Here is a 25,079-nt window from a genome sequence, read left to right on the forward strand (position 1 = left end):
CATCCTCCCCTTTACCTTTCTCCTCTTCACTTTCCCCTTCAGAATTTCCCTCCTCGTCAGTACTTTCTTCAGAGCCTTCATCCTGACCACCCTCATCTTCCCCAGAATCATCGCCCCCTTGACCTTTCTCCTCTCCACTTTCCCCTTCAGAAGTACCTTCCTCGTTCTCTTCACCAGAATCCCCACTTTCTCCTTTTCCCTCGTCACTTTCACCTTGAGAGCTTTCCTCTTCAGAACTTTCCAATGTGGAAAAATTTCTTATATCAGAATAGGAACCAAATCCTGCTTCATTTTCAGCCCGAACTCTCCAGAAATAGATGGTGCCTTCGGATAGATCAGTCAACTGAATTTGAGTAGTTTGCAGGTTTAATTGGTCGCTGAATAGATTGGCAAATGCTTCATCAAAGGCAATTTGTACATGATAGGAACTGGCACGAGTTGTTGCTTCCCAAGATAGTTCCACGGGAATGGTAAGACCCGCTGTCTGATGACTTGGTCCAATCAAGGTGACTTTGCCAGGTGCCTGTAGCGTTTCAAAAGTGAATATTTCGGAAAACTCACTGCTACCGTTGGCATTGATTGCCTGAACTCTCCAAAAATAGGTTTGTCCGAAGGCAAGCTGATCCGTAGAGAAAGTAGGAGTAGTTAATTCGCTAAAATCTTTTAGTTCTTGGTCAAAGTTTACGGAACTGCTTACTTGCAAAATATAAGAATCTGCATTCGAAACCTCTTCCCAAGAGAATACCACGGCTTTTGAAAGCTGCTGCTGACCGTTAGCAGGATTGCTAAGTATAGGGGAAGCAGGTTTCTGAAGACTTTCAGGAAGCAGGTACAAAGCTAAGACCTCTTCCGCTGTTAAAGCCCGGTCATACAAGCGGAGATCATCCATTGTTCCGGTAAAGCGTTGGATAGTGCCCAGAGCTCCAATAACCAAATCTCCTCCTAAGGAAGTGATGTCACGTTCGCTAAAATTGGCTTGACTGTCTAATTCTCCATTGATATAAATTTTGCTTGAAGTGCCGTTAAAGGTAGCGGAAACATGAATCCATTGATTCAAGTGAGCTTCATAGTTGAATTTTGAAACCAATCGATTGGATGCAGTACCATTTCTGTTGACTCTAAATGCAATAGTTCCATCATTCTCTAAGGAGAGTTCGAATCCTTTTCCATCTTGGTTTTTATTCAAAATGGTATTTCTTCCAAAACGTGTTGGTTTAACCCATCCAGCAATAGTGAGTGCTTTTTCAAATCTCAAGGAGGGATTATGCGCTTTGGTAGCAAATCGATTGGTTGTTCCTGGAAATTGTAGCCCTAAATCGAGTACGGCATCTTCCCAAGCTACATCATTAGTATTTAAAAGCGTAGCATGATTGTTATTGCCGGAAGCATCAACTAAGGTGTTTCCTTGTCCTTCATCCATTTTCCAATGACCTACCAATCCTTCACTGTTGGTATTGGAAAAGGGTGCCAATAAGGTAAAAGAGCGCATCTCCGACCAGGCAGTGGACTGTTCATCCGAACCTTTGCGAATTCTCCAGAAGTAGGTCTGCTCGGCTGCTAAATCACTCAATACTAAACCTGCTCCCTCAATTCCCTTAACTTCTTTTACAAGACTTGTGAAGGTACTATCTGTAGCCACTTGAAGCTGATACGATTTGTTTTCATTCAATAAATTCCATTCAAAGCCTACCTGATCCGCAATCAAAACCTCATGGGCAGCAGGAGCAAGTAGGGTAGGGCGACCGGGTAAGGTCAATTCCAATGCATCCTCACTGACAATGCTATTGATATAGACTTCAATATTGGTGTACTGAGCATCTAAATCGTAGCCATTATGATCCTGCTTATTCGGATCCAACCCATGCGCAATTTCCCATTCATCGGGCATGCCATCACGGTCGGTGTCAAGAGGAGCGGGGAGGGATTGGAGGATAGGCCAGCCTCCAATATCTTCTTGGGAATCAATAATACCTTTGTAACCTGTAATTGAGTTGTTATATGTTACTGTTCCTGTTTTTACTTCATTAATTAATCTTTTATCGACGATATCCCTATTTAAACTAGCGCCAACAGAATTTAAAATTTCTTCATATGCTTCATGAGCACTTAATGTTTTGCTGTATAAGTTCTCTGGGATATAAAATGGGACCTCTTTTCCATTTGAGTTTTTATTTTTTATGGATTCTATGTATTGCTGAGTTAGTAATGTGCTTTCCAAACGTACACCTAACCATTGATTCGAAGCAATATCTTTAGTTGTTAAATAATTTCCACTTACAAAAAACTTTCCATAAGTAGTTGGGTCCGAATTCAGTCTTGTTGGAAATAGAAAATTTTCATAGTTGTTTCTTGAGTTAATTTCAGAAGTTGTACCAGGGCCTGGTTTAAAATATGAATTTGTTATATTAACTCTGCTTTTTGCACCGCCATCTATTGATCTAAATCCCCAATTGTAAACAAGGATATTTCTAATATCATGTAATCCGTCTTCTACCAATGGCGAAATAGCAGGGTTTCTAATTCTTGCATGAGCGTATAAGTTCTTATAGTATGAAATTTTATCACCATAATTTAAGGAGCCAAGAGGGTTATGTTTTCCAAGTGGTTCAGAAATTATGCTGTTTTGCAAAGTAATATCCCAGCCCCTTGCTATTGAAAACACCTCATCAGTTCCCCAAGAGAAAGAACAATGATCAATTATTATTTTAGTTCCTAAAACAATTGAAAAAGCATCTTCATCAATTGTGGGATTGGTTGGGTGATAGGCATAAAGGTCTCCTAATCGGGATCTTATAAATCTTACAACAATGTTTCCTGTTTCTCTTATGATTATAGGATAATTTTTTACGGTTATTCCATCCCCTGGAGCTGTTTGACCCGCAATGGTTAAATTTCCATTTCTGATAACTAATCTGCTTTGTAGTTCGATAGTTCCTGATACCTCAAATACCACAATTCTTGGTTCTCGAGCTTCTAAGGCCCATCTTAAGCTGCCAGGTCCACTGTCATTTAAATTCGTAACAATGTAAACAGCCCCACCTCTACCACCAGTAGTATATTTACCAAAACCTTCAGCGCCGGGAAAGGCAGGAATGTTTTGTCCGAATGAATCAAAGAGCACTAAGGTTAACAGACCGAGTAAGCATAATACCCTTTTCATGATTGCCTGCATTTATGTAAATGTTTTATTGAACTTTTTTAAGTTGGAGAGAGCTATAATTCCTGGATTTTACCTGCTATTTCTCCTTTGATAGTTCAAATGTCAGGCTCAAAAATGGCAAGTCAAAAGTCCTGATTTACAAAGCAAAATTGATGTGAACAAACGCATTTAAAGGGAATTATTTGTAAAATTAAATTTGTCGTTTAAAAGTATGGATTGAATTATATTCGTTTTTAATGATTTTAGGCCTGTTTTTGATCTTTTTTTGCATGTAAAAAATAAAATTTAATTTGTTTCAGAAGGTCCGTACATACTACCCAAATTGTTTTTTACAATTCAAAAAATGACCTTAAAATTAAGGGTTCTTTTTCCGAAAATAACAGAAGGAATATAGCTAGTTTTGAAATATTAGAATTGTACAATTATCAATAAAAACACCTACTTTTATTATGCCTTTTTTCAAAAGGATGCATAAGAAGGTATGGAGGAAAAATAAAGAAGAAAAATGACTTGTCTATTGGACGTTTGGTTAAAATCTCTCAACTCTTGAAGCAGACTAGCGATGCACTCTTTTTTTAAATTTACCTTTTAATTTCCAAAAAATTTAAATCAATCCGGGTAGGGGGGCTAAAATCCGAAATTTAAAGGGAGTATGCTTCCACAGAAAATGCGGTTTGAAAAGATCTGTGATATCCTGTTTTAGTAAAGTAAAATAACATCGACAGGATAGGTTACACAGTATCGATTGATTGCTTCAATCCATTCTAAATCCGTACAGGAGGGGTCAATAAAATCAAAACGCTCCACATAGGTAGAATATAAGTAGGGAATATCTCTGCGTTTGGAGAGAATATGGAGTCGAATTCCGCGAACTTCAGATAAACAATTAAGTACACTTTGAAGTGGGAATTTGTCCCCATCAGGGATCAATACTGTTAAAAAGTGCTGTTTTTTTTTCATAAAAACCTTCAATACAAATGTTAATTTAATGATTTTTGCGACTTATGGTCAAATTTATTTCTCATTAGTTAATTTTATTTCTTCCCAGCATTTAACACAATACTATTGATATAGACTTCTATATTGGTATAGTGAGGGTCTAAATCGTAGCCATTATGGTCCCGTTGATTCGGGTTCAATCCATGCGCAATTTCCCATTCATCGGGCATACCATCTCGATCGGAGTCTAGTGGAGCTGGGAGGGATTGGAGAGTAGGCCAGCCTCCTACGTCCTTTTGAGAGTCAATAATTCCCAAATACCCTGTTTTTGAATCTTTAAATTTTACTGTTCCAGATTTTACCTCTTCAATAAGACGTTTATCAATTGAATCTCTTTTAATACTAGATCCAACACTAACTAAAATTTCTTCGTAGGCTTCTTGAGCTGTTAAAGTTTCACTATAAAGATTGTCAGGAATAGGAAAAGCTGTAAGGTTTCCTTGACCATCTTTATTTTTTATAGAGTCTAAATATTGAAGGGTAAGGTTGGAATTTTCTAATCTTACACCTTTCCACTGATCACTTGATAAATCTATGGTAGGCATATAGTTCCCAGAAAGGTAAAATTTACCATATGTGCTAACATCTTCATTTATCTTGGTAGGACTTAAAAACTTCTGAGAAGATGATCCGTTTTTATCACTTGCAATAGTTCCAAGACCAGGTTTGAAATAAGAATTAATAATATTTACCTGACATGTTGCACCACCATCAATCGCCCTAAATCCCCAATTGTAAACTAGGATATTTCGAATATCATGTAAACCATTGGGTACAATGGGAGAAATAGATGGGTTTCTAATTCTAGCATGAGCATATAAATTTCTAAAATAAGAAATCCTATTTCCATAATTTAAAGATCCAAGTGGATTATGGTTGCCTAAAGGTTCTGCTACAATACTGTTTTGCAAGGTAATGTCAAATCCTCTAGCAATTGAAAACACTTCATCGGTACCCCATGAGAATGAACAATGGTCAATAATTATATTGGAGCCAGAAAAAATACTAAATGCGTCTTCATCAATTGTGGATTTAGTTGGATGGTTAACATAAAGGTCTCCTAATCTGGATCTAATGAACCTAATAATGATATTATTAGTGTCTCGAATTACAATCGGGTAATTTTGTACAGTGATTCCATCCCCAGGAGCAGTCTGTCCTGCAATTGTTAAGTTTCCATGTCTAATTGTTATTTTACTTTCAAGTAAAATGCTACCTGATACCTCAAAAACTACCGTACGAGGACCTTTAGCTTGCAAAGCCCATCGCAGACTTCCCACCCCCCGATCATTTAAATTAGTTACAATATAAACCAATCCACCTCGGCCACCGGAAGCATATTTCCCAAAGCCTTCTGCTCCCGGAAATGCAAATGGAGATTCTTGATGTTGGCCCATACAAAAACAGAAAGAGCCTAAAAAAAGGACTGCGCTTGCAAAAAATAAGATTTTGATAAACTGTAATTGATTCATTTGCTCAGCTGGGATAATTTTTCCAATAACACCCCCGTGAGTTTTTGATAGGCATGTTTTTCAGTAACATAAGATATACAATTTTCTGATAATTTTATGTAGGATGCTTCACTTATTGAATCTAAAAACCCTTTGATATCCCCTTCATCGGTGTAAACATATCCTAGTTGGTTGCTGTCTATAAGCTGATCAGGATTTACTAAGGTACTCGTTAGAATAGGGGTGCCTGTACTCATAGCTTCTAAAAAGGTGTTGCTGAACCCTTCGTAGCGGGAGGTATTCAATAAGAATTTGGCGGATGCATATAACTTAAAAATATCTGACCGCTGAACCTGTCCTAAAAACTCAACATTTGGCAATGCTTTCAATCGAGCGGCAAACTCTTCAGATTCCGGATCGAAATGCGATGTAGGGACACCAGCTATTTTAAACTGCTCATTAGGCAAAATGGAGGCTATATTAAATAAAAGCTGCAAGTTTTTTTGGTACCTAAAATTCGCAACCCAAGCGATATAACCCTTCATTTCTTTTTTGGGAGCAAGGTAATTATGCGTAATTTTTATTGGGTTATATAGTTGGAAAATAGGTTTTCTGGGAAATCTCTCGGATAATTTTGTGTGTTGAAAATTATTTTGGGTGAAAATAATGTCCGACCATTGCAAACCCAAAAATAAAAAAAACTGATGCGATTTGCTCGCAGTGTTCTTAAGACGCTCGTCTAAAAGATTATCATTAGAAATCCGAATAATATGTTTTACCCCAAGGGATTTACAGATGGCAGATAAAATATAGGACCCCCAAAAAGGCACTGACTCATATAAATAATCTGGTTGAACACGCTTAATCGCTTGGTAGATTTTCGGAATCCGATAGGAGGCCCATCTTATCTTTTTAATGCCTCGTTCCGAGTGATACAAGGGTACCAACTGAATCCAGCTGTAGCGCTCTTGTATAATTCGTGTATCTTCTTCGATATGGACTAGGAAGACCTCATGCCCCAAGGCTTGTAAACCTTCCATCCAAACTAGCGTTTGAACAGCCGCACCCCCAGAAGCCTTGCCATGCTCAACAATCAATTCCATTACAGCGGATTCAAAAAAAAGAAATTTTTTTTGGTCAATCGTAGTCCCCATTAATTTCAATGTCAATAATTTGGGTAATAAATCATTTTATCAAAAGTAAGTGCGAATTTAAGTTTAACCAACTTTTTTTATGCTTTAATAAATCTTTCTGAATTCAAATAATAACCAAGAAAGTGATTGCTAATCCAACAATTACATAAATATCATCAGGATATTGAAAACAGAAATTGTAATAGGACAAAATCCAATTTCCATCAAAAAGCTTACACAAAATAACCCTAACTGGCTGACTGACGGCAGTTGCGGGATGATATCCTTCTACCCAAAGAATCCTTCTACTCCATGAAGTGGTAAAATATGTTTTTTAATTTCTACTGCGCATTCCTTCCCTTAAAAATTAGGTCGCTTACTATATTGATTGATCTTTTGTAAAACTTTCTTATTCTGCTCCCGACTGGATTTCGTTTTAGTCCATATGATCAGACTTAAGGTGAGATATCCTGCAGCAAAAATTTCACCGCAATATTAAGGAGTACGGGTATCTTCTATCAAATAGTTTTCAGCGCTATACCCCACATTAAGCATCACCGGGGAAAATAATACCTCGTCTTTTCGCTGTTTTATTATTAATGCATTAATCATAGACAATTTTGGTGATTCTACTTTCATGCTTGTACTGTTCAATTCTTTTAAGAATTTGATCATCTACCTTGATCAATTCGCCTAGTCTTTTTGGTAAATTATCTTTGATAAAATTGGTTTTTTGCAGGATATACTCAAAATATTCCTTAAAAATCGGCAATTGAAAACCATCACTTTGCCTGTATTTAATAAGATGGTCAATTTCTATATTGATGTTCCTGATTTCCAACTTTAACCGATTGATGTGTCTCGTGAATTTACTATCAATAACATTAAAAGTTTCTTGAGAAAATATCAGGGAAGATTCCATAACCTTCATTTTTTCAAAATGTAACATGGACGGAACTCCTTTCTCAAAATCAATTGCTTGTAACACCTCGAGATTTGCTATGCAATGCCTAATTAAGTCTTCTAACTCACTCGTCAATAGTTTGAGTTGCTCTGTGTGCTTAAGCGACTTATCAGTTTTTTTTGTAACATAGCTACTGATCAACTGAAATACCGAAGAAATTAATATTCCTAAAAAAACCAGTAATATCTTTTCTGTATCCATAGGAAGGAATGGTTAGTTTTTATTGAATAATGGCCTTTTCACCAACTTGAAATTTTTAAATGCTCATTCTAAGATTTTTTTATTCTAGAGCTTAAGTATCGGAGCTATCATGTTGTAAGCCAGTAAGTAATCAAAGACTGCTTTGAATGTAGTGATTTAAGTTTAACAAATTTCAAAAAAATAGATTTTTTCAAAGAAAACTTGTGGATCAATTATACTGAGAATCCCAAGACCATGCAATTCTTTCATAGGATAGCTATTCCTATTAAAGGGATTAATAGCAGCAGTAAAAAAAATAGGAAAAAAGAATAGGTAAATACAGTATTTATAATTCTTGAATGTTTCTTGAGACCGTCAAAAAACTGATAATAAGCTATAAACGTAAAAACGACCGAAATAATTATTCTGACAATTTCTATCGTTGAGTTAGTTGGGAAGATCAAGGATAAGGGTATTGTCAGCAAAAAAATCAGGGTGATTTGTCCAAATAGAAAGGTATTTAAGACAACATGTTCTAGATAATTGAAGTCAGATTTTTTGAATGCCAAAAAAGATGAAAATGAAAAAACGGGTATCAAGAGAAGGGCGGTATAAGAATAATTATGAATGAACCATTCAAATATTTTAACCTTTTCCTCACTCAGATCTCGAGCGTTCTCCAGCGCATCTACAATTCCCAACAAACCTTCTTCAATAAATGGATTATTATTGATCTTGTGTTCTAAGAAGGAATATATAATCGATAAAATAAGTACATAGGCCACTGGCTTAAAATGCTTCACCCGTTTTCCCTCAACAAAGTCTCTAATGGATGTTCCTGGCCTTTTGAATAATTCCTTGATGGTATAAAATAAGCCTCCGTTTACACCAAAAATTGAGTTTTGAATTTCATTTAACAAATACCGGAAGTTTATCTTATCAGTATGTGAACTTTGTCCACAATTATTACAGAAAGAACCTTGATAGGTGTTTTCACAATTTTTACAAACAATAACGTTTGCCATTTCTAGTTGAAAATTAAAGGCCAAACATAGTCGAATAACAATTTACCAAAAATAATTCTGATTCCTACACCTATCCCTATTTTCAAAAATTAAGTATTGTATAGAGGTTCATTTTTATAAGGTAAATTAGTTTATTTGATTAGCCGCTTTCACTCCAGTAGCTAAGCAAATAAAAAAAATCATGATGTTTTCATTGTAGTCGTCCATTGACTGAGGTCGATTATCCGCAATAGCCTGGATGTTATTTTGACGCAGGTGTAATTACGGATAATCATAATTCTCTAAATCAAATCCAAACCCAACTCCTTCAAAAACGCATTATGCTCTTCCGTTTTGGCTTTGATGGTTTCATTGATTTCAGTTAGCTTGGTGTTGACGGCTTTGAGATCAATCTGCACTTCATCTTCGGAGGTGCTGACATAGCGGGAGATATTGAGGTTATAACCGTTCTTCTCAATCTCCTCCATGGAAACCTTCCTGGAATAGCGGTCTTTTTCTGTTCTGAATTGGTAGGTGTCTATAATCTCCTTCAGGTGATCTTCACTTAGGCTATTCTGTCTTTTGCCTTTTTCAAACTGCTCACTTGCATTGATAAAGAGTACATCATCCTGTTTCTTACATTTCTTCAAAACCAATATACATACAGGTATGCCTGTGCTGTAGAATAGATTAGAAGGTAAACCAATAACAGTATCAATGTGATTGTCTTTCAGTAACTTGGTACGGATTCTTTCTTCAGCTCCTCCACGGAATAAAACCCCATGTGGCAAAATGATGGCCATGGTGCCTTCTTTAGATAAGAAGTGAAACCCATGAAGCAAGAAAGCGAAATCTGCTGCTGACTTTGGTGCCAATCCATAGCTTTTGAATCTAAAATCTTCTGCCATGGTATCATTGGGTTCCCAACGTAAGCTGAAAGGTGGATTGGCTACTATACCATCAAACTCAATCTTCTTGGCAGGATTCATCTGATTTAAAGCATCCCATTGATTGAGTAAGGTGTCACCATGGAAGATCTCAAACTCAGAATCTTTCATGCCGTGCAAAAGCATATTCATTCTGGCAAGGTTATAAGTCGTAATGTTCTTTTCCTGTCCATAGATTTTGCCTACACTACCACCATGCTCTTTTATTCGTGTCCGTACATTCAACAATAAGGATCCTGAACCACAGGCGAAATCCAAAACACTGTCTAACTTCTTTTTCTTACCTGTAGCGGGGTCTTGGCTATCCAAAGTAACAATCTCTGATAAGATGGTAGAAATCTGCTGAGGGGTGTAGAATTCCCCTGCTTTCTTTCCAGAACCTGCCGCAAACTGACCTATCAGATATTCATAAGCATCGCCAAGGGTATCCGAATCTGTAGAAAAATCTGCAATGCCTTCTGAGATCTTTTGAATGATCGTACAGAGCTTTTTATTCCTTTCGGTGTTGGTCTTTCCTAGTTTTTCAGAATTCAGGTTGATCTCGGAAAACAAGCCTTGGAAGGAATTGTCAAACGATTCATTCTCAATGTACCGAAATCCTGCCTCAAGTGTCACCAGCAACTCTTCATTTTGGGTTCTGGCTAACTCTGTAATGTTACTCCATAGGTGTTGTGGCTTGATCACATAATGAACTTTTCTACGCATCTGTTTTTCAAACTCAGAAACATCCGCTTCATTAGCTGCATACCAAACCCCCAAAGCTGTTCGGCCATCTTTTTCTTTGACTTCAGGGTAATCCGATCCCAATTCTTTCTTGGCTGACTCTTCATAATTGTGGGATAGATATCTGAGAAAAAGGAAGGAAAGCATGTAGTCACGGAAATCATCCGCATTCATAGCTCCTCTCAAATCATCTGCTATATTCCAAAGGGTTTTACCCAGCTGAAGTTGTTCTTTTTGTGTCATTTTTAAGGTTATTGGCTGTTGTCATTCGTTTCTTCACTGGCTTTTATTTCATTTACCAGCAGGGTTTGCAGCTCATCTTTTGGCAATAAGAGTTGGTATTCGGCTACACCAATGGGTTTATTGATGTCTTGTAGGGCAATTTCTACATCCAAATGATCCTTATCGGCACATAGAATAATGCCTATTGATGGATTCTCGTTTTCTCCTTTTTCCAATTTATCAAGTAAGGAAAGGTAAAGATTCATTTTGCCTGCGTATTCGGCTTTGAAACTCCCAATTTTTAATTCAATGGCTACCAACGAACGCAGACCACGATGAAAGAAAAGCATGTCCACAAAATACTCTTTGTGGTTGTATTCTAAGCGGTGCTGGTTGCCGATAAAAGAAAATCCTTTGCCAAGTTCCAATATAAAAGTCCTGATTTTTTCTATTAATCGCTTTTCGAGTTCTAATTCTTTCACAGGTTCAGTAATTCCTAAAAACCCCAAATTATAGGAGCTTTTAAAAACTTCATTAACATATTCGGTACTGATCTCAGGTAAAGTTTTGTCAAAATTATGTGATTTTAATTGATTTTGGGTTTGGCCATAACTATCCATTTTGATGGCATTGAGCAACAAATCTCTTGTCCAACCTTTTGTGAGCACTTCGTTGGCGTAAAACGCAACAGCATCAAGGGATTGTATTTTGTCAAGTAACAGCAGATTGTGACCCCAAGGCAAAACTGCTACAGTCTGTAGCAGTTTTGGATCTGCTTGATAGTAACGCTCATAATAGCGTTTCATATTCCATAAATTCCGGGGAGACAAACCCATGTCGGGAAACTCATTTTTTAAATCTACAGATAATTGTTTTACCACGCCACTACCATATCCTTCTTCCATCTGTTTTTCAAAAAGTAATCTTCCCAAGCTCCAATACACCGAATTAGCTGCATTTGCCAATTGCTTAGCCAATACAGCTCGGGCGCTATGAATTTCTGCGATAGCCTCTCGCAAGATTTCACTGTACTCGTTTTGGTTTATTGTTAATTGCTTATTCATATATCATTTATCTTCGGAAATAAACCCTGCATCAAACCACCTGTTCGCACCCTGATTTGTTTGATTTTAGGATTCCCCGGTTAATACTAATCATATAAATCATTTAATCCCAAAAATCACAGTCCAGACAATTTTCCGCATCAATCCACCTGTCTGAACCATGATTTAGTTGATTTCAGGATTACCCTGATTTATTTTCCTACACTATTAATCATATAAATCATTTTAGAATTACCCTGATTTTTTTCCCATACCAGCAATCATATAAATCATTTAATCCCAAAAATCACAGTTCAGACAGCCTTCGGAAACAACCCCTGCATCAACCCCTTCTTATGTAACTTCAATTGTTCTATTTTCTCCCCTTGAGCAGCAATCAATTCATCAACAGCTGAAAGACAAGAAGCTATTTTTTTTTGTTCTGCTTTTGAAGGAATGAAAACTGTATATTCCTGCATAGAATCTTTGTCTCCACGTGGCATTTTAACACCTTTTGCACTTTCCATTACATAGTTAATAAAGGAGTCGTTTTTGATAGTAAATTCTAAAAAATCACAAACTACCATTGAACCTGAACGAAATACAAGTACATCATTAGACGCTCCGCCCATCTTATCTGACTTCCATACTTTTTTCAAATAAGGTCGAATATTTGATATTAGAATATCTCCAATTCTGAATTTTGTGAAATTCCCCGAAGAGGGTAGTTTTGAAGAAGTAGCCACTCCTGAATAATCAGACATCATATTTTCGGTACTTATATAACTATCAATTGAAAGTTCATTTACTGAGATTTTTTCATTTACAAAAGAAGAAACTTCTTTATCCCCCAACTTCTTCTCCACCCACTCCCCATCACCCTCAAATTCAGGAAATCGGTACTTAGGTACTGTTTCACCTTCCTGAGGAAAGAGGTTTTGCATCAAGCCTTTTTTGTGGTCTTTGAGTAGTTCTAGCTTTTGGCTGTGGGCTGAGATCAATTCATCCAAGGAAGAAAGGCAGGAGGCTATTTTTTGTTGTTCTTGAAATCGGGGGGTTGGAATTAATATTTCAGAAAATTGCTTGTAGCTTACCATTTTCCCGTCCCTTATGCCTTCTAAGTTTCGGTTTAGATCAAAAATAAAAGGGGTTGATTTGAAATACTGGCGATAAAAATGGTTTTCTAATTCAATTTTCTTTCTCAAGATAATGTATGCAGGACTACATAAACCCAAATAATTTGAGTATTCTATTCCTCCTTGAAATGACCTTAGGCTTATTATAAAATCCCCTTCTTCAACCACTTTATAACTCTCTATACTTTTGTCTGTTACAGAAACGTTATAATCAATCAAATCTCTTGGTATAGCCCCATGCTCTTGAGTAATTGCAAGTATGGGTAAGTCAGAATTGTGGTTTTTATTTGTAATTGGGTCAAACAATTTGTCTCCATTCAAATATTTCCACTCCCCATCATCCACAAACTCAGGAAACCTCAACTCTGGTACATTGTCTAAACTATGATTTTTTTGATTCATGTGATGGCTCTGATTTTTTTCTGTACTGTTATTTTTCATTTTAATCATAGTCCGATTTCTATTAAAATATTCCCCACCGAATTTTTATCCATCTTGGAAAAGGAAAACCTCTTTTTGCCTAAATTCTTATTTCCCCTGGCAGAGGGGATCATATTGGAAGCCAATTCATAGAGCCGATATACAGTAAGTGTGTTTTTCATGTAAATCATTTAATCATATAAATTCCATAAATCACAGTTCAGACATCATATGCCGCCAACCCCGATATCTCACACCCTTGGGCTAGTTTTTTTAACTTTGGTACTAAATCCTCCATCAATGCCAACTCCTTTACGCTGCGTTCTTTCCATCCCAATTCTTAGGAGCTTAATAGTTAGGCGTGTTTTTCATGTAAATCATTTAATCATATAAATCCCATAAATCACAGTTCAGACATCATACGTCGCCAACCCCGATATCTCACGCCCTTGAGCTAGTTTCTTTAACTGTGGCACCAAATCCTCCATCAATTCCAACTCCTTTACCCTGCGCTCTTTCCAACCTAATTCTAAGGGCGACATTAAGTCGGTCAGTTGCTCCCCATCAAAAATCATCCGACTCAAAATCTTATCTACAAAGGTTTTTAAGGAAGCTATTTCCAATCCAAATTTAGTGGCAATAGCTGCGATGGCCTTATCATTCTTTTCAAGCACAAATGTGTCATACCCTTTGCGCAAAGATGCTACGCTCTTGCCACTGTTCCAGTCCAGGCTGTTGATATAGTCTGTCAAATCTTCCTGCTCCTCCATCATATTGGAGTTGGACGTCAATAAACCAATGACCTGCTCTTTGGTCATCTTCTGCTTGGCAGGTTTCTGCTGTGTACTTTCTGCAATCAGATCCATGATGTAATCATAATCGATTACAGCTGAAGCAAACAGTACAAATTCAAAATCCAATTGCTGAACTTCAGGGGGAACTTCACCGTCTCCCTTTTGCTGGATTTCTCTCAGTTGCTTGGCTGTTTCTATATAGGAACTCCTGAATTCCAGTAATTTTTCTTTGGGAAGAATGGCTTCAATTTTAGCCTTATCTTCCTCTTCGATATCGGTATATTGATCTAGTTGGGTTTTCAGTCTCTGTACTTCTTTGAAACTCTTCACAAAAGCAACTTTGGCTGCATCGCCTTTCAGGTTATATACTTCCTGCGGTTCATAGACTAGATTATGATCCTCCATGAAATTCCCCAGTGCCTCCACTGCTTTTTGGTAGTACTCGATCACCTTAGGTGCTGGATCCACCATCCATATTTCTTTGGCCTTACCACTATCTTCTCCTGAGAATAAGGCAATGGCCTGATTGACGGCTTCCTGCTGGGATCTAAAGTCCAAGATATTCCCATAAGGCTTTGTGTCATTTAAGACTCTGTTGGTGCGGGAAAACGCCTGTATCAAGCCATGATACTTCAGGTTTTTATCTACATACAAGGTATTTAGGTATTTGGAATCAAACCCTGTCAACAGCATATCCACTACGATGGTAATGTCAATCTTATTCTTGTGGGGATAGTCCTTGTTACTGAATTTTTGATCTTTGATTCTTCGCTGTACATCCTGATAATAGAGGTCAAATTCCCCAATCGAATGATTTGTACCGTATTGAAGGTTATAATCCTCCATGATGGTTTTTAAGGCTTCTTTCTTTTCTTCAGGGTTTTGTTTGTTGTCTTCTTTTTCCTGAATAAGATCCTCCTGAATTTGCTGAATATCTTTATTCCCTTCCGCTGGTGGAGAAAATACACAAGCAATATTCAAGGGTACATAATCAGGGTTTTCGGCCTGTTTCTGTTGCTGGATTTCTTTGAATAGTTGATAAAAGGATATGGCATTGTTGATAGAGGCTGTGGCCATTACAGCATTGAATTTTCGAGAATTGGTCGCAGCATTGTGCTTATCCAAAATGGCTTCCACTACTGCCTGTTGTGCAATTGCTTCCCCTGGTTTGGCCTGTTGAGACCCTTTACCCTTGAAGTAGTCAATATGGAATTTTAGTACATTTCTATCCTCAATGGCGTGTGTGATGGTATAAGCATGCAACTGCTTTTCAAAAATAGCATCTGTAGTCTTGTATGAAGCTGTTTCTCCCTCTCGGATATTGTAACTGGCATTTTGATCAAATATGGGCGTACCCGTAAATCCAAACAGTTGTGCATTTGGAAAAAATTCTTTGATAGCTTTATGGTTCTCGCCAAACTGCGATCGATGACATTCGTCAAAGATGAATACCACTCGCTTTTTACTCAGAGGTTCCAAGCGCTCTTTGTAATTTCTCTTATTGGTTTCATCCAATGCCAATCCTAGCTTCTGAATGGTAGTCACAATCACTTTGTCAGCATAATTTGTAGAGAGCAACCTGTTCACCAAAGTTTCGGTATTGGTATTTTCCTCCACACTGCCTTCCTGAAATTTGTTAAACTCCTCCCTTGTTTGCCTATCTAGGTCTTTACGATCCACAACAAAAAGACATTTTTCAATATCAGGATTCGTTTTAAGCAGGGTAGAGGCTTTAAATGAAGTCAGTGTCTTTCCGCTACCTGTGGTATGCCAGATATAGCCATTCCCTCTGTTTTGCTGAATGCAATCCACAATGGCCTTTACTGCATAAATTTGGTAAGGACGCATCACAAGAAGCTTCTGTTCGCTTTCTACTAACACCATGTATTTGCTGATCATTTCACCCAAGGTACACTTGGAAAGAAACTTCTCTGTAAATGTCTCTAGGTGGGTAATCTTCTTATTGCCTTCATCTGCTAATTGATAAACAGGTAAAAACTGTTCATCAGCATTGAAAGCAAAGTGCTGATTATTGTTATTGGCAAAATAGTAAGTATTCGATCGATTGCTTACTATAAACAACTGCATAAAGCAAAGCAGGGTATTGGTATAGCCATTCCCAGGTTCGTTCCTGTAGTCCACGATCTGTTCCATGGCCTTACGTGCTGTGATGCCGATATTCTTCAATTCTACCTGCACTACGGGAAGCCCATTGATCAATAAGATGATATCATACCGCTGATGACTGTTTTCGGTATTGATCCGCAATTGACTGATGACCTCAAAGTCATTCTTACACCAATCCTTGATATTGACCAAGGTATAATGAAGAGAGGTTCCATCTTCACGCTGGAAGTATTGCCTTTCTCGTAACAGCTTGGAAGCCTTAAAAACATCAGGTTCAATAATCTCTTCCCTAAGCCTTAAAAATTCATTCTCAGTTAAAATGACTTTGTTCAGATGTTCAAATTTGCTTTTAAAATTCTGTTCAAGGGATTTACGGTCAACGATATCCGGTCTAAAGATATATTTCAGATCCGTAAGCTGCTTGATTAGATGTTCTTCAATGTGGTTTTCCTTGATCATGTTAGACAAAATAAACTTTAAAAAAGTAATGCTAGTTTAAGTAGCAATTTAGGAGAAAATAGGTTTAGATTGAATCAAAAGATCAAACTTCTTAAGTGATTAATTGACTTAGGTGATTTGTTGGATCAATAAGCAATAGGGGAGATCATACACTCCCCCTTTGTTTAGCTGGGCTGGTAAGCCTGAATACGGTGGATCGATTCGTTTGATTTTGGGTAAGCTCTTTTGGATAAATAAGTGAATTCAACAAAAAACAGTTTCATTTTGAATAATCGAGAGATTCACTGGCTGTTTCTAATCGTAATGTGGTTCTCTCGAGTTCAGGGATAGGTTATGAGAGGTTTAGGGGTTGGGTTTTCCTTTACCTACTCGACTGGTGGCTAGTGTTCTTGTCCACCTTGTCTGTAAATCATTGTATTTACTGAGTGGGATTGCATATTTTTTATTTTCAGAAGAGCAGCAGATTTTTTTATTTCCATTTTGCCTCCTTTGAAAAGGTGAAAGATCTTTTACAAGCTTTGCCTTGTGCGGCATGCAAATGTGCTTACACCAGTGCTTTGCTATTTCATTTTAATCTACCTATTAAATTAAAGAAGTTGTTTTTTATTTGTCTCTCAACATCAAGACAACTCAATTGTCGTGTTTTTGAAATATAAGTCAAGACTTCTTTAATGTCCCAAGGGTTAATTGGCTTTTGATTTACTTGTATAAATGGGCCGTCACTCTCTGTTAATAATCTGTCTAATGGAATTTTTGAAATGATATCCTTTCCATTCTGTGATTGTATCATTTTAGGATTTATTGAAAAAAAATATCCAGACTCAATGATTGAGTCTATTAGTTTTAACGAACCAGTGTACCAATGAAAAATAGCATTTTTTACTCTATATCTCTTTAGCAGTTCTAAAATCTCTTTTTCCGCTTTTCTTGAATGAATACTTAATATTTTTTTCTTGTTAGAAACAGCCTGCAAAATCATTTCAAATGATTCAATTTGAATTGACTTGGTATTTATTCCTTCTGATGAAAAGTCTAAACCTATTTCTCCAATGTAAGATGTTTTGTCAATGTTTTTTAGGAATAAATTAATTTCAGATTTATGGTTTTGTGCATACAATGGATGCAAACCCAAAGCAATTCTGCATTTTGAGGTTTTTTGAAAGAATGGAAAGCCTTGTTCAAAATGACTTGGAAGGTTTGTCATTGAAATTACACTTATTCCTTGTAACTCACATTCCTTCAGAATCTTTTCGGGGTTTTTATATAGGTCAATATGGCAATGAGTATCTATTAACATCAAACACTTGCTTTATTTTTAACATAGTTGTTACCTACTTTCTTAACCCAATTTTTTAACTCGTCTCTGGTTCTTGAAACTACGCTAACGTATTGATTTAATTTGGTTAAATTTTTCACTCCATTAATAATTAGTTCTTGCTTAATTTCTTGTTCATTTAAGTTTTTGTTTAAGTATTCCAGCATAGAATTTATGTCTTGAGCCATTTTCCTTTTTTCTTTAATAGGAAAAAGGTCATTGATAGAATTACCATATGTTGATCCATCAACCACATCTTTTAAGGCTGCTTGTCGGTAAACACAAGGCATACAAACACCACAGTGGTCAGCATCTCTAATTCGCCAATGTGCCCTATGTCCCCTTTTGCCACAAGAATTAGAATCTTTTATTAATGTCAACAAGCTAATTTTATCACTACATTCTGAAACCATTTCCCCTTTTGTTTTAAACTCATATGGATTTTCAATTTCCATATTTATTGACAGTTGTTTCAAGATACTGGAAACTGTTTCTATCACAAATGGGTGTGTAGTTCTAGTGCTACATGAACTTCTTCTAGATGAACTTAACGGATAGTTAAGTGACACTGTCCCATTTTCAGGAACAATTATCTTGCTTGTTTTCGTAGCTTGTGCAGCAACTAAAGCCAAACCAATAAAAAGAATCGAACGACTTCTAAATGTTGTCTCCCTTGCTAAATCTGATTCTTTTAGAAATACTTTAACTGATGGAATAAATTCAAATTGCAATGGGTAAAGTGATTGTAACTTAGGTATTATTTTATTTTGGTCTCCCTTAGGACCGTGCATTTGACTGTCATATTGTGAAGCAAATAAAATCTTATTGGTAGGATTTAGTTTTAAAAAGTCTATCGCACCAATCAATGAATCTAGACCACCTGAGAATAAATTTACTTGCTCAAATACGCCTGCATAATTACTTTTCAGTGTTGCTTTTGGTAAAGTTGAAACTTCTTGTCTAAAAGAAATTGCCCAATAATCACCAGTTAAAAATGAAAGTAGTTTTTCAAGGTCTTCTTTACAGCTATTCCATAAAGTGAGATTATGAACAGGAAAACTTACGCTTATTTCTCTTGACCATCCGTCTACTGAATTATTTTTTCTTTCTATAAATCTATCTATTCCATAAACAGAGGCACTAATGAAAAAAAAGTCATAAACCTCTTTGCCGACACAATTTATAAATGGTAATAAGTCATCTAAATCAATACTGAGCAATGAACTTTTGCCTGTACCATCTTTTATTTTAATTTCTCCAACCCAAAGGTTTTGTGGGTCTTTTTTCGCTTGGATTGTGCTAATGTTAATTTTTTTCATCGCAAATAATTTTTATAACTGAATCAAAAATCTTCTCAATTTCATTTTTACCCGATTCTCCTTTCCAATCAATTTTCGATACAGGTCTTTGAGTGTTCAGCACTTTAACTTGACCGAGAATATCTTCCTTAATGATTCTAAAGGTTTCTTTTGAATTTTCAGCTCCTTTTTGTTGTTCAATCTTCTCTTCAAATCTTTGTGATAGATGTTCGAAAATATAAAGCCCCCAAAATCTGCATAGCATATCACTTAGTCCCTTATCATCAACCATATTTTTTACTAAATCTTCAAATTTATCAAGGTCATTGTTAGAAGAAATAGCAAGTTCATTCATTACTTCGCAAGATGCTTTGTTCGCTGCCATCTCATCCATTCCCTCATTAGATTCACTGCAATACACTAAAAGAAAATCTATAACTTCTTGAAAGGTTTTGCCTGCTAATTTGCCAAAGCCTATTTCTACTAACGTTTTTTCTAATCCTTGACTTCCAACACTATTAAAAAACCCGACAATTCTGCTAGCTGATTTTCTTCCCGCCTTCCCAATTGAATTAGATTTCCCACTAACAATCTTAGATCTGCCGCCACCTGTTCTAACAAGATTCGTAAAAGCTGACTTTAGGTGTGATGCTCTCCTAATCTCAATTTGTTTGTAAATCTTTGATGCATCATCTTGGGAAATTGACTGATTCTTTTCTAACTCCTTTTCTTTTTCAACCGTTTTTGAAATATGAGTTATAGTTTTGCTTAAATCACCCCATTGAGGTTGATTCGGTACTCCTGGTGTCATTCTTTGAGTAGTTCCCATTACTTCTTTGGATTTAATGCTTTATAAATGCTAGAATCTTTTGAAAAATGCTTATAGATGCTCTCTATTTCTGCATTATTCTTAGCTGCTAATTGAAAATCACTTCTTAGGCTGAAAGGTATCTTAGTGTTATCTGCTTTGGTTATTGCTCTCAAATAAGAATCAATCGCTCCATTGTTTCTATGATTCATCATTTCAATAAAAACCTTATGGATACTATCATTCTCAGGGGTTTTAATTAACTCTTTCTCCAAAAGGTTGAGTAGCGTTTCAATTTCTGAATCATTTAGCTTTCCAATTATTTCCTGTTGAACTGCTTTATTAAGAATACTACCTGACCCGTGATTAATTAATTTTCTGCTTAGTGCTCTAATATGAGGTGGAATTAAAGAAGCACCACTTATTGTAGTAGAAAGTTGGTCTCTTGAAATCCAATAGTAATCTCTTAAGTCAATACCAGAAAGTTTAGGTTCTGAACTTAACCATTTGATAATTTTTTCAGACGCCCACTCTGCGGAAAATTGCTTTTTGATTTCGTCAATATTGTTTTGCGATGCGAGTTCTTCCAGTATTGAAATTTGCTTTGGTTCACCTTTTTGAGAAGTTTGCCAATTGTATAGTTCTTTAAATAGGTTTGTTGTTGAATATTCTAAAACCATTAATTTAGCTAGTACATCAATTTTAAATTCTGCTATCCTAGCAACTTTTACAAGTCTATTGCGAAGGGTAAAAGTGTTCAAAAATCTTTTTATCTGTCTTGGGTTGCCTTTAAGACCTTCAGTTATAATTGGAGATAATGAAGCAATAAGTGAGATACTTTCAATTAATTCTTGTTTCTGTTGAGAGTTTGCAAATTCTTGAATATCACCTAATCCAAACACATCGTATCTATTAGTTTCTCTGTTTTTATTAAATGCTGTTATCACTTTAACAAAATCATTTCCCATTATTTTCTTGCAATAAAGAAGAGTCAAATAAGTTTCAACCTCATTGTCACTTAATTTCGGTAAGTAGTACGGTATTTGAATCAGCTTTTCGAGGTAATCACTAACAATTCTCTTATTTCTGCTGTCAGGGTCACTTGAATTTTCAATATTATCAGTTTTATAACGGTGTTCAATTGCAAATCTCACTATCCTTGGGTCAGCACCAATAACAAAAGCTGTTTTCTCCACATTTAGGAATAGCTTAATCGCTTCAAGGTTTTCTATCAATCTATCAGGAGTACATCTGTCCAAATCATCAATGATTACAACAAGTTTTTTTATTCCTGATTTTTCAATCATTTCGTTAAAGTCTTCACGAAATTCTCTAACTATTGTGATTTCTTTGTCTTCATTTTTTTGAATTATATCTTTTAAAAAGTCTTCAACATTATCACCTTTTAATTTTTCTGCTAAGTCTTCTTTACTAAGTTGAGAGAATTCATTAATCAAAAATGGCAATAATGAAACGCCTCCAGATAAAAAAGCTGCTGCACCGGGTACAATCACTTTTTTAAAACTGAGCCCAAGTAATCTCATCCATTTAACTGATTTTAAAAGTTTAGCCGTTTTGTCTTTGACTTTATTCCCAATGGTTTTATGCTTATCAAAACTTTCAATAATAGATTCTAATAATGCTGCTTTTGCATCATCATAGCCTTCAAAAACCCAACCATTGAAATACAGGACAAGAGTATCGTCATTTAAACCATCGTCTTTACCGCCTGTTAATTCCTTTTCAACAATTTTAAGAATACTAGATTTTCCACTTCCCCAATCTCCAAAAACGCCTATCGTTACAGGTAGTACTTTATCATCTTTAATAACGTCTACTAGTAAATCAGCGTGAACTTTGAAGCCTAAAAGATCTTCTGATGTTTCATTGTCTGCCCACATAATAATGATTTTTTTCTGTTTCTATTTTCAGCACAAGTCTGTGAAAGCTAGCTAATTTAAGATTAATTTATTTTGTGCGTTGGCAAAAAATGGCTCTTTTGGTTTTGCGAAGGGTCGGTTTGTGTGTCGGGCAAAACCAAATGTGCCATTTGTGCGGTGGCAATAAAATTGAATTAAAAATATGTGCGATGAGGAAAATAAAAAATACAGTAGGGAAGGCAATGAGTGTCGGCATACTCGATGTCCGTTTGAAATATGGGCTGTATGTTGGTCACCTGTCAAAATGGTTTGTCTTTCTTAATTCATTTAATTTTTTGTCGTCTGATTAATGGTTGCACTGTGGTCCTTTAGGCTTACTGGTCACGGTTTGCTTCATGCAATCAACTGCGATATTCATACCAAATGGAACAAATTGCGTACGTCTTTACGGATCTAACCAATTTACTTCCAAATCTACCCATTCCCCATTACCTAAAAAATACCCACATCAGGGTATTTTGAACACGTAAATTTTACATTCATACATATTATATTATTAGTTTAATTTTCACAACCCTGAAAACCTATGAAAAAAAACTATTCATGCTACGATTGCGGGATCGATACCAGGAAAGGAAAAAGTAATTTCTTCACTGTAACCGAAGAATTATGGGAGGAGTATGGAGTAGGGGAGGCACTAGAAAAGGAGGTTGGGCAGTAGCTCAGAGCCCCATACTAATCACTACAATAACTTTATCCCGCTTAAGAAGAAAAGGTTGCGAATCTATGCTTTGATGTGTTTTAATTTTTTTGAATGGTCACATCGAATCTCGCATATTCGATAGAAAGGTCTCTGAAAAATAATTTTTGAATGCTCGATTTCCTATTACCTCAAATCCTACCTTTCATATCTAGGCAGGCGCAACCTACAATCCAGTGAACTGGGAACGAGCGTTAAGAAATCTTCCCGTGGAAGATTTTAGTGAGGGGCCGGGACGAAGGGATGGATATAGACCCGTTCTGCCTGTCCCGAGTACCGGGATACGGTGGTGTGAGACCTGCCCGACGTTCAGGCGGGGGCGCACCTCGCTACCTTAACGGTTGGCAAAGCCGTCTACTCAATTAGGCACTGGCTTTTTTTACTTTATATTCTTCCAAAGTCGCAGCATTTTCAATTTCAGTTTTCAATTGTTCCATCAATTGTTGTGTGTCTTGATGCATTATATTATAAGCGTCATATTCAACACGCAAATAATCTCCGTGAGCAATATTATTTCTTGAATCAACCAAGTCATTGATTAGGCTCTTTTTTTGAGCGAAATTTGATTCGTCAATCCCAATAATAAATAAAATCTCTTCTAATACACTATAACGAAGGTTTGATTTAGTTTGGATTACGTTTTTTGTTAGTATATTGGAATTTTTATCAATTTCGTTAATTAGAAATTCCACGGCTTTAGTGCGTTCTTCAATGTTTTTTATTTCTAAATTTCCTAAAGTTTTTGACAATGAGAGCGCAATGAACTGTGGTTTCAATTCATTATGTTTGAGATACTTTTTAGCTACAAATTCTAAATATAACTCACAAGATTTTTTAACGAAACCCTCCCAATGAGCATATAAAATTGGGACACTAAATCTTAATGCCGCACTTTGTTTTGGACTTGGGCTGTTCGGAATTTGGTCTTTAATAATTTTTAATTCTTTTCGTCTCCACGCATAGTCATTACCAACTAAATCAATGAGTTCGTTATATGTATATGGTTTTCTAGCCATTATTTTGCGAAATAAGCTTTAGAGAAGGGAACAAGTTTAGGAATTCTTGTTTTTGCGTTTGAACCAGAGCCTGAAGTTTGGTTATAAGTTTCTTGGTTGTAGAGTTCTTGAATTTTTGTCTTTATTAAGTTGTCTTCTTGGGGAAGATTATAATCAGAAATGTTTTGGGCTAAACCAATCGCAACAGCTTCAAATGCAGATTCTAAAAATTTCCCTTTGAAGTCATTGCCGTTGTATTTTTTAAATGATTTCTCTCCTAATATTCTGTTTAGCGTGGCAAATGTCAATTCAAAATTTACTTTGACTTTTTCAAAATCAAATGTGTCGCTATTTAATATATCTTCATTAATGTCATCAAGAAAGTCTCCAACATCTTTTTTGTTGTTGTAATCATATTGAGTTAAGGAAATAAATCGCAGAAGTAACTCCATATGATACTGTTCATCATAAAGTCTGTCTGAAAGTGATAAGGTTTCAAGAAAATCGGTATTTTTTGATAAGTCCTCGAACCATAAAAATCTGTCACGATTAATCATTAACATCACATTGTTTCGAACTTCTTGATTTGACGCGTTTGAACCGCCTGTGTTCAGTCTTTGAAAAACTTCAAATTTTGCTCGTTCATCAGATTCACTTAAAATGATTGTTAAATTAATTTTTGCTCGTTTAATGGAAAGTTTTAAGCCCGCTGGCAATTCTTTAGCTCCATCCTCCCATTTATAACCTTCTAAACTTGGAATATATTTTGTTCCTTCCAAAACTAGAGGTTCAGTATCTTTTAGAACGCCAAAAAGTTGTAAAATAGTTGAAACTCTTTGCAAACCATCAACTAATTCCCAAATTCCATTTTCATCTTGATAAACGAAAACGGATGGAATTGGAATTCCTAAAATTATAGACTCTACAAGTTTAACTTTTTGTCCGTGAGACCATCTAAACAGGCGTTGATATTCTGGTCTTATTATAATTTCTTCATTTTCATAAAGATTTACTAATTCACCAATAGACATCGCATAGCTTTCAGTTTTAAAACTGGTTCTCTTTTTTTCAATTTCCTCTAATAATTTATCCATTTTTTATTGTTTTTTAAGCTTGTGCCTAACATCAGACCGAGAAAAAAGCCACTCCTCTTTCTCATTTCTCCGCTTCTTGCCTCCATCTAAAATTAATAAATTTAGCAATAGTTAGTTCTAAGATTATAAACTTATTTCTAAAAGCCACATACAAGGAAAACCGATTC

General features: G+C 36.0%; 16 protein-coding genes. All 16 read right to left on the minus strand.

Annotated features, from left to right (window positions below; translation table 11 throughout):
- The coding region (locus tag ACXIUD_RS07195) for a LamG-like jellyroll fold domain-containing protein (protein ID WP_458051946.1) at positions 1-3,160 on the minus strand (3,160 nt) is incomplete at its 3' end.
- 699 nt (positions 3,161-3,859) lie between these two features.
- A complete protein-coding gene (locus tag ACXIUD_RS07200; protein ID WP_458051947.1) occupies positions 3,860-4,120 on the minus strand; it encodes a hypothetical protein in 261 nt (86 codons plus the stop codon).
- A gap of 74 nt (positions 4,121-4,194) precedes the next feature.
- Positions 4,195-5,631 carry a pectate lyase family protein gene (locus tag ACXIUD_RS07205; protein WP_458051948.1) on the minus strand — a complete coding sequence of 479 codons (1,437 nt, stop codon included), beginning with the start codon at positions 5,629-5,631 and terminating at the stop codon, positions 4,195-4,197.
- Positions 5,628-6,713, minus strand: coding sequence for a glycosyltransferase family 4 protein (locus tag ACXIUD_RS07210; protein ID WP_458051949.1), 1,086 nt, complete (start codon positions 6,711-6,713; stop codon positions 5,628-5,630). Before ACXIUD_RS07210 ends, ACXIUD_RS07205 begins: the two co-directional genes overlap by 4 nt.
- 634 nt (positions 6,714-7,347) lie before the next feature.
- Positions 7,348-7,908, minus strand: a complete 561-nt coding sequence (locus ACXIUD_RS07215; protein ID WP_458051950.1) for a hypothetical protein — start codon at positions 7,906-7,908, stop codon at positions 7,348-7,350.
- Between the two features lie 245 nt (positions 7,909-8,153).
- Entirely contained in the window at positions 8,154-8,807 is a 654-nt protein-coding gene (locus ACXIUD_RS07220; RefSeq protein ID WP_458051951.1) for a DUF3667 domain-containing protein, read from the minus strand.
- Positions 8,808-9,193: 386 nt separating this feature from the next.
- On the minus strand, positions 9,194-10,804 hold the full coding sequence (locus tag ACXIUD_RS07225; RefSeq protein ID WP_458051952.1) for a type I restriction-modification system subunit M: 1,611 nt from the start codon (positions 10,802-10,804) through the stop codon (positions 9,194-9,196).
- Between the two features lie 8 nt (positions 10,805-10,812).
- Positions 10,813-11,847, minus strand: a complete 1,035-nt coding sequence (locus ACXIUD_RS07230) for a PDDEXK nuclease domain-containing protein (RefSeq protein WP_458051953.1) — start codon at positions 11,845-11,847, stop codon at positions 10,813-10,815.
- A 293-nt stretch (positions 11,848-12,140) separates the two neighbouring features.
- A complete protein-coding gene (locus ACXIUD_RS07235; RefSeq protein ID WP_458051954.1) occupies positions 12,141-13,364 on the minus strand; it encodes a restriction endonuclease subunit S in 1,224 nt (407 codons plus the stop codon).
- A gap of 428 nt (positions 13,365-13,792) precedes the next feature.
- Entirely contained in the window at positions 13,793-16,762 is a 2,970-nt protein-coding gene (locus ACXIUD_RS07240) for a type I restriction endonuclease subunit R (protein WP_458051955.1), read from the minus strand.
- Between the two features lie 565 nt (positions 16,763-17,327).
- Entirely contained in the window at positions 17,328-18,059 is a 732-nt protein-coding gene (qatD, locus tag ACXIUD_RS07245; RefSeq protein ID WP_458051956.1) for a Qat anti-phage system TatD family nuclease QatD, read from the minus strand.
- Positions 18,059-19,396 (minus strand): Qat anti-phage system QueC-like protein QatC, encoded by a 1,338-nt coding sequence (gene qatC, locus ACXIUD_RS07250; RefSeq protein WP_458051957.1) that lies wholly within the window; start codon positions 19,394-19,396, stop codon positions 18,059-18,061. The genes qatD and qatC overlap by 1 nt, the downstream gene beginning before the upstream one ends.
- Positions 19,383-20,204, minus strand: coding sequence for a hypothetical protein (locus tag ACXIUD_RS07255; protein WP_458051958.1), 822 nt, complete (start codon positions 20,202-20,204; stop codon positions 19,383-19,385). The genes qatC and ACXIUD_RS07255 overlap by 14 nt, the downstream gene beginning before the upstream one ends.
- Positions 20,204-22,084, minus strand: coding sequence for a KAP family P-loop NTPase fold protein (locus tag ACXIUD_RS07260; protein WP_458051959.1), 1,881 nt, complete (start codon positions 22,082-22,084; stop codon positions 20,204-20,206). The genes ACXIUD_RS07255 and ACXIUD_RS07260 overlap by 1 nt, the downstream gene beginning before the upstream one ends.
- Before the next feature lie 1,101 nt (positions 22,085-23,185).
- Positions 23,186-23,839 carry an MAE_28990/MAE_18760 family HEPN-like nuclease gene (locus ACXIUD_RS07265; RefSeq protein WP_458051960.1) on the minus strand — a complete coding sequence of 218 codons (654 nt, stop codon included), beginning with the start codon at positions 23,837-23,839 and terminating at the stop codon, positions 23,186-23,188.
- Entirely contained in the window at positions 23,839-24,912 is a 1,074-nt protein-coding gene (locus tag ACXIUD_RS07270; RefSeq protein ID WP_458051961.1) for a DUF262 domain-containing protein, read from the minus strand. Before ACXIUD_RS07270 ends, ACXIUD_RS07265 begins: the two co-directional genes overlap by 1 nt.
- Positions 24,913-25,079 lie beyond the last annotated feature (167 nt).

It is taken from the genome of Mongoliitalea sp. (assembly GCF_054166905.1).

What these genes read in the sequence shown, in the direction of transcription:
- ACXIUD_RS07200 (WP_458051947.1), bottom strand. Translation starts at nt 4,120, where the DNA reads ATGAAAAAAAAACAGCACTTTTTAACAGTATTGATCCCTGATGGGGAC.
- ACXIUD_RS07205 (WP_458051948.1), bottom strand. Translation starts at nt 5,631, where the DNA reads ATGAATCAATTACAGTTTATCAAAATCTTATTTTTTGCAAGCGCAGTC.
- ACXIUD_RS07210 (WP_458051949.1), bottom strand. Translation starts at nt 6,713, where the DNA reads ATGGAATTGATTGTTGAGCATGGCAAGGCTTCTGGGGGTGCGGCTGTT.
- ACXIUD_RS07215 (WP_458051950.1), bottom strand. Translation starts at nt 7,908, where the DNA reads ATGGATACAGAAAAGATATTACTGGTTTTTTTAGGAATATTAATTTCT.
- ACXIUD_RS07225 (WP_458051952.1), bottom strand. Translation starts at nt 10,804, where the DNA reads ATGACACAAAAAGAACAACTTCAGCTGGGTAAAACCCTTTGGAATATA.
- ACXIUD_RS07230 (WP_458051953.1), bottom strand. Translation starts at nt 11,847, where the DNA reads ATGAATAAGCAATTAACAATAAACCAAAACGAGTACAGTGAAATCTTG.
- ACXIUD_RS07235 (WP_458051954.1), bottom strand. Translation starts at nt 13,364, where the DNA reads ATGAATCAAAAAAATCATAGTTTAGACAATGTACCAGAGTTGAGGTTT.
- ACXIUD_RS07240 (WP_458051955.1), bottom strand. Translation starts at nt 16,762, where the DNA reads ATGATCAAGGAAAACCACATTGAAGAACATCTAATCAAGCAGCTTACG.
- qatD (WP_458051956.1), bottom strand. Translation starts at nt 18,059, where the DNA reads ATGTTAATAGATACTCATTGCCATATTGACCTATATAAAAACCCCGAA.
- qatC (WP_458051957.1), bottom strand. Translation starts at nt 19,396, where the DNA reads ATGAAAAAAATTAACATTAGCACAATCCAAGCGAAAAAAGACCCACAA.
- ACXIUD_RS07255 (WP_458051958.1), bottom strand. Translation starts at nt 20,204, where the DNA reads ATGGGAACTACTCAAAGAATGACACCAGGAGTACCGAATCAACCTCAA.
- ACXIUD_RS07260 (WP_458051959.1), bottom strand. Translation starts at nt 22,084, where the DNA reads ATGTGGGCAGACAATGAAACATCAGAAGATCTTTTAGGCTTCAAAGTT.
- ACXIUD_RS07265 (WP_458051960.1), bottom strand. Translation starts at nt 23,839, where the DNA reads ATGGCTAGAAAACCATATACATATAACGAACTCATTGATTTAGTTGGT.
- ACXIUD_RS07270 (WP_458051961.1), bottom strand. Translation starts at nt 24,912, where the DNA reads ATGGATAAATTATTAGAGGAAATTGAAAAAAAGAGAACCAGTTTTAAA.